Source organism: Tropicimonas aquimaris (assembly GCF_042676185.1).
In the GTDB taxonomy this organism is placed as follows: Bacteria; Pseudomonadota; Alphaproteobacteria; order Rhodobacterales; family Rhodobacteraceae; genus Tropicimonas; species Tropicimonas aquimaris.
In genome coordinates, this window is the sequence record NZ_JBHTJT010000023.1 from 58506 (window position 1) to 70580 (window position 12075).

Here is a 12075-nt window from a genome sequence, read left to right on the forward strand (position 1 = left end):
GGCGTTCTCCATCCTCGCTGCACAAATCGACCACCCGGTTGGGATCTCAAGCTATCAGATGATCTCGTCCTCGTCGAAGAGCGGATCTTCCTCGAGCTGGGCAGTCAGTTCGTCCATCGCCGTCTCCGCGGCGTCGTTCGAGCGCACCGAAGCGATGTGAAACAGCGCGTCGCCCTCGTTGACGATGGGCATGATGGCGCGGCCGATGATGATGCCGTCCATCAGCGCGTAGATCTCTTCCTCGCTCTCGCCGAAAGGGTCGGAGACCGCGCCGAGGCGCTCGTCCTTCGTCACCACGTCGCCCTCGCTCCGGTAGGTCCGCAGCAGCCCTCCGGCCGGCGAGCGCACCCATTTGCTCCGCGCGCAATAGAGTGGCGTTGCACGCGGCCGGGGCACCCGGCCGGCGGGCAGCATCCCCATCTCTCGCAGCACCCGCAGGATCCCGGAGACCCCGGCACGCACGCCCATCTCGTCGAACCGCAGCCCCTCGCCGGCCTCGTAGAGCAGCACGTTGACGCCGAGTTCGGCCGCGACACCGCGCAGCGAGCCCTCGCGGATCGGCGAGGTCAGGATCACCGGCGCACCGAATTCGCGCGCCAGGTCGCGGGCGCGCGTGTCGTCGGGCGACACGCGAATCTGCGGCAGGTTGGTGCGGTGGATCGCAGCGGAGTGCAGATCGATCCCGAGATCGCTGCGGCTCAGAATCTCGTCCACGAAGAGCCGCGCGAGGCGGGCGGCCAGCGATCCGGTCGCGCTGCCCGGAAAGCAACGGTTCAGGTCGCGCCGATCCGGCAGGTAGCGCGAATGGCTGAGAAAGCCGAAGGTGTTGACGATCGGCACCGCCAGCAGCGTGCCGCGCAGCGAGGACAGCACCGGCGCGCGCAGCAGTCGGCGGACGATCTCGACGCCGATCACCTCGTCGCCATGCACACCTGCGCTGACGAAAACGGTCGGACCCTCGCGCTTGCCGTGGATCGCGTGGACCGACATCGTGACCGGCGTGTGGTCCGACAGCACACTGACCGGCAGGTCGACGGTGCGTCGCTCGCCCGGCGCGATCCGCACTCCGCCGATCTCCAGGTCGGCGCGTTTCGGCATCAGCCCTTGCCCCGGGTCTTGGTGTCGCCCACCTTGGCGTTCTTCTCCAGGAACTCGATCATCATGCCGGCGATGTCCTTGCCGGTGGCCTCCTCGATGCCCTCGAGCCCCGGCGAGGAGTTGACCTCCATCACCACTGGCCCGTGGTTGGAGCGCAGCATGTCGACGCCGCAGACCTGCAGGCCCATGGTTTTCGCCGCGCGCACGGCGGTCGCGCGTTCCTCGGGCGTGAGCTTCACCACCTTGGCGGTGCCGCCGCGGTGCAGGTTGGAGCGGAACTCGCCCTCCGCGCCCGAGCGCATCATCGCCGCGATCACCTTGCCGCCGAGCACGAAGGCGCGGATGTCGGTGCTGCCGGCTTCCTTGATGAACTCCTGCACGAGGATGTTGATGTTGGCGCCACGGAACGCCTCGATCACCGACTTGGCGGAGCGGTCGGTGTCGGCCAGCACCACGCCGATGCCTTGCGTGCCCTCCAGCAGCTTGATCACCGCCGGGGCGCCGCCGGCCAGAGCCAGCACCTCGTCGGTCTGCTTGGGATCGTGGGCGAAGGTGGTGACCGGCAGGCCGATGCCGTCGCGCGCCAGCAACTGCATCGAGCGCAGCTTGTCGCGCGACCGGCCGATGGCGACGCTCTCGTTCAGCGGGTAGACGCCCTGCATCTCGAACTGACGTAGCACGGCCGTCCCGTAAAACGTGACCGATGCGCCGATCCGCGGGATCACCGCGTCGTAGAGCGGAAGCTTCTCGCCGTTGTAGTAGATCTCCGGCCGCCGCGACGCGATGTTCATGTAGCAGCGCAGCGTCTTGATCATGTGCATCTCGTGCCCGCGGGCCTCGGCGGCCTCCTTCAGGCGCTGGTGCGAATAGAGCGTGTGATTCTGGGCCAGAAGGGCGAATTTCATTGGTCGTGTCCTTCCTTTGGATCCGCAACGCGCGGCGACTGGAGCCATGACCGCGCGGGATCCACCGTCAGGCGCATCAGCCGCAGCGCGCTGCGCCCGATGATGATCGGGAATGTCATGTCGGTCCGGTCGGCAAGAGACACCTCGATTCGTGCCCTATGGTCTCCGATCTGAAGCGTGGTGGCCACAATATAGCGCTCGTCCGGAATGCCGCTGGTATTTGTGATCTTGCGGCTGTGCAGGATCGGCAACCGGCAGAGGGGGCTGTCGGCCAGCCCACCGTGATCGGGCAGGAACTCCACCCAGGGCTTGCCGTTCACCTCGATGCGCGAGATCCCTGTGGCATGCAACGCCGTGGTCAACGCGCCGGTGTCGATCTTGGCGCGAAAGGTCATCAGCCCGAGATCCGGCAGCGAGATCGTCTCCCGCCAACCGATCATCGACTTGGGTTTCCTGGTCGTCATGGGGTGTTTCCGATTGTCAGGTCAGCATGGGCCAGCCCGGCCTGACGGCGCCGCCCGTTGGCGGGACCGCTAACAACCTGCGAGGGATGAGTAAACCGATTTATCGCCATCGCGCGATCAACCATCGCCACGACGTCGCGGCGGCCCGAACCCCGACTGCCCAGCGGGTGCCAAGCCTCCGATGTGCGCTTGCTTTCCTCCGTCTGCCGCAGCACCTTGCGCCGGCAACCTCACGGGCCCGACCGACATGACACGCACCCTTCTCTGCTTCGGCGACAGCAATACCCACGGTACCCCGCCGATCACACTCCCCCGCGTCAAGGCCCGCCACGACGCGGCGACCCGCTGGCCGGGGGTGACCCTGGGGGCGCTCGGCGGCGACTGGACGCTCGTGGAAGAAGGGCTGCCGGGGCGGACTGCGCAGTTCGAGGATCCGGTGATGGGCGCCTTCATGGACGGCCGCACCGGGCTCCGGATCGCCCTGCAGAGCCACGGGCCGATCGACCTGATGACCCTGATGCTCGGCACCAACGACGTGAAGACCCGCTTCGGCGCGACGGCCGCGCAGGTCACCGCCGGCATCGCCGGGCTTCTCGACATTGCGCTTGGCGAGGAGATGCAGACCCGCCACGACGGTTTCCGCATCCTGCTGATCTGCCCGCCGCCGGTGCGCGAGGTCGGCCCGATCGCGGCCGAGTTCTTTGGCGCGGCGGAGGTCTCGAAGGCGCTGCCGCCGCTCTACGAGGCCCTTGCCCGGGCCAGGGGCATCGGCTTCCTCGACGCCGGACAGGTCATCGAATCGAGCGGCGTGGACGGCATCCATTTCGACGCCCCGGCGCACAAGAATCTGGGCCTCGCCATCGCCGACGCTATCGCCGCGATGTGACCGGCTCCGACTGCGCAACTGGCTTGCGGCCTGAGGGGCGCGGTCGGAACACGCGGAGGCCCAGTGGTCACTCCTGCAGCCACCCGGAGGAAAACTCGACACCTTCAACACCAGCCAGGGTCGTGATGCGTTCGAGTTCTGCGATCAGACCGGAAATCCGCCCCTTTCCCATTCGCACTCCGCTTTCCGGCCAGAACGCGCTGACGACGAGACAATTGCCGCTGCGCCGGGCGTCGAGCCGTCCAATCACCCGGTCACCCTGCAGAACCGGAAAGACGTAGTATCCGTACTTGCGCCGGACTTCCGGGACGAAGATCTCGATCCGGAAATGGAAGCCAAACAGGCGTTCGGCGCGCGCCCGGTCTCGCAGGGCCGGATCGAACGGCGACAGAAGGCGCACACGAGACGATGGTTCAGGCAGTGCAGGTATGCTGTCGAGCACTTCTTCCGTCGTGAAGCTCCGCCGCCGGGAGCCATCTGCCATCTCGACGTCGGCCTCGATGATCCGGCCAGCGGACCGGGCCCGCGCACACCAGGCCCGCGCTTCATCGCGTGTCACGATGTCGAAGAACGCCGCCAGTTCGCCGCTGGTGCCGAAGCCAAGCCGCAGAAGCGCCTCCGACATCGCCCAATCAATAATTTCGTCATCGTCGTGTTGCCGCGTGAGATGGACTGCCGGGATCACGCGCTCGGTCATGTCGTAGAATTTCCGGAAGCCCCGGCGATGGCAGATCGCCAGTTGGCCGGATCTCCAGAGGAACTCCAGGGCCGTCTTCGACGGATGCCAGTCCCACCACCCCGACGATCCCTTCTTCTCGTCGCCGCCGAGATCGTTCGAACAGGCCGGCCCGTTGTCAGCAATGTGCCGCAGAACGGTATCGATTTCGGCTTCCCAGCCGTCGCGGCGCGCCGCCGGCCAGCGGGCCCTCATGCGGGCCTCGTCGCGAGCGAACTTCAGCCGCCACATCGGGTAGAACGGCATCGGGATGACCGCGGCGTCGTGCGTCCAGTGTTCGAAGGCCGTCCGGCGGTGCGAGACGAGGCGTTCGAGCGCCTCCGGCCGATAGCGGCCCCGACGGGACCAGAGGATCAGGTCATGGGCGCGGGCGAGCGTGTTGACGCTGTCGACCTGGACGAAACCAAGTCCGTGAAGCACGGCGTCCAGATCGTCAGCTCTCCCCGCGCCCGATCCCGGCCGCAACAGCAGGTGTCGGTCCAGGAACAGGCGGCGAGCCCGTTGATTGTCTAGAAGCGCGCGCGTCATCCGCTCACACCGTCGCCGATGCCGGCGAGATCGTCCAGGCGTTTTCGTCCCGCCTTTTTCACCGCAGGGCTGGATGCGGTGCGGCGGCATGTCAGACAAGTCGTTTCACTCATGATCGCCTTGAAATCCGAAGTCCTGGCGGCGAGCCGGCGTCTTCTGCGGGATCTGGTCGGTGGCCAACTTCGGCCTTTGGCTCGCTCTGACTGCCGTGCCGAGCAGGACCTACCGGGAGAGCAAAACAGCCGAGGACACGGCCTGAAAAGTCAATCTGGCAAGTTCGTCCCGCCCAGGGCTGGGCTGCGTGTTCCGGTATTCTCAAACTCCAGGAGCAAGGCTTGCAGCGGTCAACGCTTCAAGCCTTGTAGGTGGGATTGGGGCGGTCGAGCTTCAAAGTGAGCGATACGACTTATATTCCGACGCCCTATCGGACGGTGCAATCTTCCCGTCGCCTCGAGCCCCGCCATATCTCCACCCTTCGACACAACCTGGCCAGCACGCGGCTATTGCCCCAGGACTTCGAGCAGGACCTCTCCGGCGGCCCCGGAAGGGGGGCGGGTTCCGGCCACGGCGGAGAGGGTCATCGCAATGTCCACCGTGTGCGCCCGGCGCGCGACCTGACGAGGTTCCACGTTGTAGCCTGCGAACATGATGGGGACAAAGGTGTCATACCGCCAGGGTGAACCATGGGTCACGGTCACGGACAATCCATCCATGTCATTGATGAACCATTCCGGCTGGAACACGAGGTAAATGTCGCCGGATCTGTCGGGGTGATAATTGTTCAGCACCGCTCGGGTCAGCGCATTGTCCGGCAGCGAGCCTTCGCGCAGGCGTGAACTCGGCACCGCAAAAGCCACGCCTTCGAAAGAAACGAGTTCGTCGGCAATCGCGGTCTCCAGAGCAACCCTGTCGATATCGGGATTGTCTCGAACCGCATCGCTCAGGTTCAGATAGGGATGGTCGTATCCCACGAACAACTCGCCACTCAGCCCGAAACGTTCCTTGATACGCGCCACGGCCGGGGACGTGTCCCACGAGTCCGGGGTCACATATTGACCCGGCATACCGAGCGTTTTCAGAAAGCCCGGCGCTTCCGGCGCTCCGTGATCGGACGAGAGCACAACCAGCGTGTTTTCCAAACCGACTTCGGCGTCCACATAGCTGAAAAGATCGGCCAGGGTCCGGTCGAGGTGAAGGAGATTGTCCTCCGCCTCCAGGCTCGACGGGCCAAAGAAATGCCCGACATAATCGGTGACCGAGAAACTGACCGAGAGGAAATCCGTCACGTCGTCGTCCCCCAGACCCTCTGCGTCGATCAGGGTCTTGGCGAAGTCAGCGGTCATCTGATCGCCGAACGGGCTGAGCGTCAGCAGGGTGGTGAAATACCGACCGTCCGCGGCGCCCAACGGGTGAGGAAAGGTGCTTCCGAACCCGGCAAAGTCCGGCTTGTAACCCTCTTTGTTGTCATTGCCGAAGAGATAGGTATCGACAGGGTTCAGAAGCTCCCACGACTGATCCGCGTAGCTGAATGGAAGCCGCTTGGCGTTCCATTCCTCCACCCAGGCCGGATAGGCGTCGTAGTAGTAGTTGCTTGTCACGAACTCGCCGGCGGACTTGGAGAACCAGAAAGCCTTGCCGGCGTGTCCCGCCATGGCGACAGCACCCCGGTCCTTGATCGAAACACCAAAGATCTTCGAAGCGCCTGCGGTGTTGACCGCCAACTCGTCCCCGAAAGTCGAAGTCAGGATCGCGCGCGGGGAGCGCCCGTCGGTCTTGGCGGCCCGCTGTGTCGGGTCGATTTCGGTTTCGTCATCCACATCCGCGCCGCTGGTGAGGATCGAATAGTCCGGGTCCTCGATATTGTAGACCGTCCGACCGCTCGACCGGTCGTACCAGAGATTGCCGACCATTCCGTGCGCCGCCGGGTTGGCACCTGTTGCGAGCGTCGTATGCCCGACAATGGTTTCCGTATTCGCGTGCGTATGGTGCGCGTTCGTGTAATGGATCCCCGCTTCCATCAGGTATCGGAAACCGCCTTCTCCGAACTGGCTCTGATGCCGGATCGGCATGTCACCGCGCAACTGGTCCACGGTGATCTGCAGAATCAAGCGGGGTCTCTCCTGCGCACCAGCGGCAACTGGCGCTAGGCTCATCGCGACCAGCAACAGCACTCCGGCATTGGCTAGAACGTCCATAGGACCTCCGATCATATCGCAATTTTTTTGCTGAACCATGCAACGATCGATCGAGATCAGGCAAGCCTGTGGATGCTGCTGCCTGAAACCGGCCCTTGCGACCCGCAATTTTTCATCGCTTCCGGACCGGGTAACGGCAGGGAGCCGACCCAACCAATTCCGCCGAAGCCGCCATGTGGGAGTTATTCGATCCCGCGATGTGTCGCCTTGACCGGATGTCACGCAGCAAAAAAGCTGAAGGGAACAGTCACGTTGCTTCCAACATCTCAATGAAGCCATGCGTGCCGCGAATAGCCAAGATCGTGCGTCTTCGCGGGTCGCACTTGCCCGCTGGAACCCGTTTCGAAACTTGAAAGCAGACCATGGGGTATTCCCTGTGGTTCGGATCGTCCTTGCCTAGCTTGACGACCCATCCCACATCAAATATCAGTGCCACCTGCCGAGTGGGCGTTGTGTAGTGGTAAGACCTTAGCCTTCCAAGCAGATGTTATAGGTTTCCTGCTGATGCACAAGCATTCTTAGCCATTCTATTTATTGACAGATTCGTTTCTCGGTGATGGACTGAGTTTCCCAGACATTCCATCTATCTCCGACAAAAAACCGACAGAATGCCAAAGCTCACCGAGACCTTCGCAAAGAAGCTGCCACCTGCAAAATCCGGCACCGAGAAGCATTGGGACAACGAGGTGAAGGGTCTCGTGCTCTTCGTCGGCAAGCGATCCAAGACCTGGTACTTCCAGAAAGACGTGGGCGGTCAGACACGGCGGGTGCTGATCGGTCGCTTCCCGGTGATCTCGGCGCAGGCCGCTCGCCAGACCGCACTCGGTTTTGCGCTGGAATGGGGGCGCGGCGCGGGGAAGCAGATCCAGATCGGGGCCCCTACCCTCGAGGAAGCGATGGAAGCCTACCTCGCCCGGCCAAGGCTGCGCTCAGAGGCACACAGGTCCGGCCTGCGGCAACAATTCGAGAACCACCTGAAGGACTGGATGCGGCTGCCGCTGGACGAGATCTCCAAGTCGCAGGTCGTTGACAGGCACCGCTCGCTTGCAGCCACCCCCTCAACGGCAAACCATACCCTTAAATACTTCCGCACGGTCTGGAACCACGCCCGTCGGACCCATGATCTGCCCGAATGCCCGACGATGGCGATCGAGTGGTACCCGGAGCAGCCGAAGGGCGAGATCATCGAGGATCTGAAACTGTGGCGATCCACCATCGACGGTCTCCACAATCCGATACACACGGTCTTCTACGAGCTGCTTCTCTTCACCGGGTTCCGCAAGAGCGAGGCCCTGACGCTTGAGTGGAAGCATGTCCGCGAAGACCACATTCATCTGCCGATGACCAAGAACGGCCGCAGCTTCGACCTGCCGATCCTGCAGATCCATCACGAGATCCTGGCGCCGGTCCGCGGCCTGCACCGCAAATGGATTTTCCCGTCTCCAAAGGGGGCCAGATGGTCGCCTGACAGCCCCGACGCGGATGCGTTGGAGCCCGCACGCACACCGACGGACCTTCGCGACCGTGGCAATGGAGGCCGGCGTTCTGGAAGAGATCGTCGGCCGGCTACTCAACCACACGCCCCTCTCGATCACCGGGCAAAGGTATGCCAAACCTTCGCTGGATGCATTGCGGCCGGCGATGGAGACCGTATGCAACGAGCTAATAACCAGATCGAAGTAATCGAAGGACCTCATGTCAAGTAACGAGAAGAACAAGGCGTATCGCCCCCCAGAACTATACAGTGATCAATATTATGAGATCTATGATCGCCTCGTTCCGGTTCTGAATGAACATTTTAAGCGTTGCGAGAATTTCAAAGCAAAAGAACATGCCTATCATTTCTTGGGAGACTATTACCACATCCGAATGAATCTATGGAGTCGCGAACGGTCAAGTAAAGCACTTGGCGATTTACGACGAGCGATTGTCGAGTTGATCAAGGCATATGAAAACACGCCAATCCCAGTACGCAAAGAGCTTGCGCTGAATCACGAAGACATTCGAGAGGAAGCCAGGAACGAATTTTTGAAACAGCATGATCGTCAGGTTATACTCCCCGGTGCGTTCGACCTGCCGGATGTCTCGAAGGCCACCAGCGCACTGAAAGTTCTGTATGAAGAACGCAAGGGCCTTCTGTTGACGATTGACAAGACGCAAGGCGCCCTGCCCGAGGGCTTCGCAACGCGAAACCGGCCATTGAAGGAATGGGCCCTGATCGAGGTCTCGGTGCGCCTGGTGCGTGAGTTCGATGCAATGAACGTCCCCCACGAAATCGATAGGTCGGGGCCCATGTACAGACTCTTGAAGGATGTCTTTGAGGTATTCGGTATCAGAAAGGACAGTCTTCAGGGTGTCTACCGCGGTTGGCGGGAACATATGGATGGCAAATTCGATATTGACGATTTGCTAACTATATAAAGCGCATAAGTTTTCTGCGAATCTCCCTCTTGTCGAGTGCAAGAAGGAGAATGTTGTGGAAGCTGTGTATCTCACATCAGCCGAGGCCGCCAAGTACACGGGTCTCAGCGAAAGCTACCTGGCAAAGTTGCGGATGGGAACCGGGCCGAAGTCCGGTCCCCCGTACCTACGCGTTGGACTCAGGGCCATCCGCTATCGTCGGCAAGACCTCGATGACTGGATGGTCGCCGAGACTTGCGGCTGTCAAACGGCACCTCGGGTGCGCCCATGAAGTCGAACGCCGAAAACTTCCGTACGAGTGACGGTGCCTACTGCCGCTGCTGCGGTAGCCAGGACGTCATGACGATCGACGTGAGTATAGAACAAAGCGACGACTTTGACCGGCGATCCCGCCTGAGGGTAACGCGGCTCTGGTTAGCGTTCGCCGACCTTTCCGAGTTCGAGCTCAGTGCCTTCATTTGCGATGCAGAATCCTACATCGACATCGAATATTTCAACGACATTGAAATTGGGCTCTTCAGCTACCTGTCCGACAATATCGAACAAATCGGCGAAAGGCGCCCTTCCTGTGATCCGGACTCGTTTTATCGCCTGCATATGATCGACACGCTAAACGCTGACGAGATGCTGGCAAGACGAAAGCTGGCCTTCATGCGAATTTGGGACAGTTTCGACGAGAGCACGAAGACATCCTTCGCTCAGCGTGTGCTGGGACATATCCCCAGAAAATTCAGACCGGAGAGCAGTTGATGAACCAGCTTGCTCAGGTTCCTTCCTCTGCGGCTCCTGATGTCGACTTTACGCCCATTCGGGCCACGCCCTTTGTTCCACTGGACCCGAAGCTGATCCCAGCCCGGGCCTGGCTCTACGGGCGCCACCTGATCCGCAGGAACGTCTCCGTGACCGTCGCGCCCGGTGGGGTGGGAAAGTCGAGCCTGACAATGGTGCAGGCCTTGGAACTGGCTTCGGGTCAGAGCCTGCTTGGCCATTGGAACGCCGGCCCTCTCAGGGTCTGGTTGATCAACCTGGAGGACGAGCGATGCGAGCTGGAGCGGCGGCTGGCGGCCGCCATGAAACATCACCGTGTGTCCAGTGACGAAATTGGCGATCGCCTGTTTGTCGATACCGGGCGCGAACAGGAACTGATCCTGGCGGAACAGATACGAGATCATGTTCAGCTCAATATGGCCTTGATCGAATGCCTCGCGGCGGAGATCAGGGAACGTGGAATCGATGTGCTGATCATCGACCCGTTTGTCTCCTCGCACCGCGTGAATGAGATGGACAACGGCAAGATCGACCTCGTCGCCAAGGAATGGATTCGCCTTGCCGAGCAAACAGGTTGTGCGATCGAACTGGTCCACCACACCCGAAAGCTGAACGGAGTCGAGGCGTCCTCGGATTCCAGTCGCGGCGCCAGCAGTCTCGTCAATGCGGCGCGATCAGCCCGCGTTCTGCAGCGCCTGTCCGACGAGGAACTGGCAGACGCAGGTGTCGCGGCGGATGGCAGGTCATACTTCTCCGTCAAGAGGGACAAGGCCAACCTGGCGGGGGCCGGCGGGCGGGAGACCTACCGAACAGTTTCTGTGGACCTGGGGCAAGGGGACCAGGTCGGGGTCGTGGAAGTCTGGAAGAAGCCCGGGCTGTTCGACGGGTTCGGCCCGCAGGACCTGCAGAAGGTGCAGGAAGCCATCGATGGCAGGGACCTCAGATATTCCGACCAGGCCGGGGTAAACTGGGCCGGGCACACGATCGCCGCAATCCTGGGTTTGAGCCCTGAGAAAGACAAGCGCCGGATCAAGAAGTTCATCGAGGCATGGCTGAGAGAAGGTGCCCTCCAAAAAGTTCAAAAGAAAAACCCAAACGGCAAAGAGAGCCCGGTCCTGGAGGTCGGGGAATGGGCTCGCGAATGACGGAACTCGGCTCCCACCACCCCCTCTATAAATATAGAGGGGGTGGTGGGGTGGTCGCCCGCGTGGGCTTTGCCGGCCGGGAATGACGCGGCGGAAAAAAAGCAATCGGAAAACAACAACTTTCCAACAAAATCCCAAAAGGAGAAAGAGATGGAAAACTGGAAGAAGAAGAGTGGCACGGCGCGCCTCAACATTTTCCGACTGGCACATGCCGGCAGAATGAGGATTGAAGTGATTGCCCGCGACGCTGCCTTGGCGATGGAGGAGCTGGAGCGGTTTCTGGATGGCGAGGACACGTTGACATACGGGCAGGTACTCCGGCTCTGCGAGGCGCTGGAAGCCCCGATCTGGGCTCTGCAGTTTCGAGAAATGAACGCAGGCCTCGACATTGCGGAGTTCAAGGTTCTCGAGAGAAAGGTCGCGGCGCTGGCTGCATCGGAGCGCGTCCCGGAGGCCTGGCTACACCTTGCAAGTCCGGGTTTCGGCCAGGCGAAAGGAAGTGCCCCGGAGTCGCACTCGCGGGAGTAAGGTCCGGCCACCGGGCTACTCATGCCCACATCCTGGATCGGCGGTGAAGGGTCAACCTTCAACCAAGTCTTCCCACCACGCCGGCCAGTGTCGGCGTGGTTTTCGCGTACCAGCACAAGGCGCGTCGACGCAATATTCGCAGCACCCCAGGGGGTGTACTGAAAGTCTACTCCGCCTGCCTCGCAGACCCGTCTCATCCCAAACGCGCAGATTTTTTTCCGCCATAGGACGGTTTTGGAGGTGACGCAATGGCGCCCGTTAACCAACGGCCCTTGGCTTTTTCGTGTTTGGGCAGGGCTTCGAACTAATTGTTTATTTACAATGCATTAAGAACTCTTTACTGGCTGATCGCGCCTGCTTGGTCCGAACATCAACCGAACGGATTCCTTTAAGGATCCTTT

The 12075-nt window shown here is 61.6% G+C and carries 11 protein-coding genes and 1 pseudogene; 7 read left to right on the top strand and 5 right to left on the bottom strand.

Annotation, left to right across the window (positions count from 1 at the left end; translation table 11 throughout):
* Positions 1 to 54: 54 nt before the first annotated feature.
* The 3 genes from ACFQ2S_RS13205 to ACFQ2S_RS13215 are packed head-to-tail and all read right to left on the bottom strand — an operon-like array spanning position 55 to position 2467.
* On the bottom strand, positions 55 to 1098 hold the full coding sequence (locus ACFQ2S_RS13205; RefSeq protein ID WP_386075115.1) for a succinylglutamate desuccinylase/aspartoacylase family protein: 1044 nt from the start codon (positions 1096 to 1098) through the stop codon (positions 55 to 57).
* Positions 1098 to 2003 (bottom strand): 30S ribosomal protein S6--L-glutamate ligase, encoded by a 906-nt coding sequence (gene rimK, locus ACFQ2S_RS13210; RefSeq protein WP_386075117.1) that lies wholly within the window; start codon positions 2001 to 2003, stop codon positions 1098 to 1100. Before rimK ends, ACFQ2S_RS13205 begins: the two co-directional genes overlap by 1 nt.
* Positions 2000 to 2467, bottom strand: coding sequence for an ATP-dependent zinc protease family protein (locus ACFQ2S_RS13215; RefSeq protein ID WP_386075119.1), 468 nt, complete (start codon positions 2465 to 2467; stop codon positions 2000 to 2002). The genes rimK and ACFQ2S_RS13215 overlap by 4 nt, the downstream gene beginning before the upstream one ends.
* A gap of 247 nt (positions 2468 to 2714) precedes the next feature.
* Between ACFQ2S_RS13215 and ACFQ2S_RS13220 the strand changes: the two genes are divergently transcribed.
* Positions 2715 to 3353 (top strand): SGNH/GDSL hydrolase family protein, encoded by a 639-nt coding sequence (locus ACFQ2S_RS13220; protein WP_386075120.1) that lies wholly within the window; start codon positions 2715 to 2717, stop codon positions 3351 to 3353.
* 67 nt (positions 3354 to 3420) lie between these two features.
* On the opposite strand, the gene ACFQ2S_RS13225 is transcribed toward ACFQ2S_RS13220, so the two are convergent.
* A complete protein-coding gene (locus tag ACFQ2S_RS13225; protein WP_386075122.1) occupies positions 3421 to 4617 on the bottom strand; it encodes a winged helix-turn-helix domain-containing protein in 1197 nt (398 codons plus the stop codon).
* 500 nt (positions 4618 to 5117) lie between these two features.
* Positions 5118 to 6782 (bottom strand): alkaline phosphatase family protein, encoded by a 1665-nt coding sequence (locus ACFQ2S_RS13230; protein WP_386075124.1) that lies wholly within the window; start codon positions 6780 to 6782, stop codon positions 5118 to 5120.
* 638 nt (positions 6783 to 7420) lie between these two features.
* Here ACFQ2S_RS13230 and ACFQ2S_RS13235 point away from each other — a divergent pair.
* The 6 genes and pseudogenes from ACFQ2S_RS13235 (at position 7421) to ACFQ2S_RS13260 (ending at position 11674) form a co-directional block, all read left to right on the top strand.
* Positions 7421 to 8495, top strand: a pseudogene (locus ACFQ2S_RS13235) (tyrosine-type recombinase/integrase).
* A gap of 12 nt (positions 8496 to 8507) precedes the next feature.
* The gene (locus ACFQ2S_RS13240; RefSeq protein WP_386075126.1) at positions 8508 to 9233 is read left to right on the top strand and encodes a hypothetical protein; all 726 of its coding nucleotides are present in this window, start codon (positions 8508 to 8510) and stop codon (positions 9231 to 9233) included.
* 64 nt (positions 9234 to 9297) lie between these two features.
* On the top strand, positions 9298 to 9504 hold the full coding sequence (locus ACFQ2S_RS13245) for a helix-turn-helix transcriptional regulator (protein WP_386075134.1): 207 nt from the start codon (positions 9298 to 9300) through the stop codon (positions 9502 to 9504).
* Entirely contained in the window at positions 9501 to 9983 is a 483-nt protein-coding gene (locus tag ACFQ2S_RS13250) for a hypothetical protein (protein ID WP_386075127.1), read from the top strand. The genes ACFQ2S_RS13245 and ACFQ2S_RS13250 overlap by 4 nt, the downstream gene beginning before the upstream one ends.
* Positions 9983 to 11146, top strand: a complete 1164-nt coding sequence (locus tag ACFQ2S_RS13255; RefSeq protein ID WP_386075129.1) for an AAA family ATPase — start codon at positions 9983 to 9985, stop codon at positions 11144 to 11146. The genes ACFQ2S_RS13250 and ACFQ2S_RS13255 overlap by 1 nt, the downstream gene beginning before the upstream one ends.
* A gap of 150 nt (positions 11147 to 11296) precedes the next feature.
* Complete coding sequence (locus tag ACFQ2S_RS13260; protein WP_386075131.1) at positions 11297 to 11674, top strand: hypothetical protein; 378 nt, start codon at positions 11297 to 11299, stop codon at positions 11672 to 11674.
* Positions 11675 to 12075 lie beyond the last annotated feature (401 nt).

Coding starts and splice junctions, on each gene's coding strand:
- ACFQ2S_RS13205 (WP_386075115.1), bottom strand. CDS start 1,098: ATGCCGAAACGCGCCGACCTGGAGATCGGCGGAGTGCGGATCGCGCCG.
- rimK (WP_386075117.1), bottom strand. CDS start 2,003: ATGAAATTCGCCCTTCTGGCCCAGAATCACACGCTCTATTCGCACCAG.
- ACFQ2S_RS13215 (WP_386075119.1), bottom strand. CDS start 2,467: ATGACGACCAGGAAACCCAAGTCGATGATCGGTTGGCGGGAGACGATC.
- ACFQ2S_RS13220 (WP_386075120.1), top strand. CDS start 2,715: ATGACACGCACCCTTCTCTGCTTCGGCGACAGCAATACCCACGGTACC.
- ACFQ2S_RS13225 (WP_386075122.1), bottom strand. CDS start 4,617: ATGACGCGCGCGCTTCTAGACAATCAACGGGCTCGCCGCCTGTTCCTG.
- ACFQ2S_RS13240 (WP_386075126.1), top strand. CDS start 8,508: ATGTCAAGTAACGAGAAGAACAAGGCGTATCGCCCCCCAGAACTATAC.
- ACFQ2S_RS13250 (WP_386075127.1), top strand. CDS start 9,501: ATGAAGTCGAACGCCGAAAACTTCCGTACGAGTGACGGTGCCTACTGC.
- ACFQ2S_RS13255 (WP_386075129.1), top strand. CDS start 9,983: ATGAACCAGCTTGCTCAGGTTCCTTCCTCTGCGGCTCCTGATGTCGAC.
- ACFQ2S_RS13260 (WP_386075131.1), top strand. CDS start 11,297: ATGGAAAACTGGAAGAAGAAGAGTGGCACGGCGCGCCTCAACATTTTC.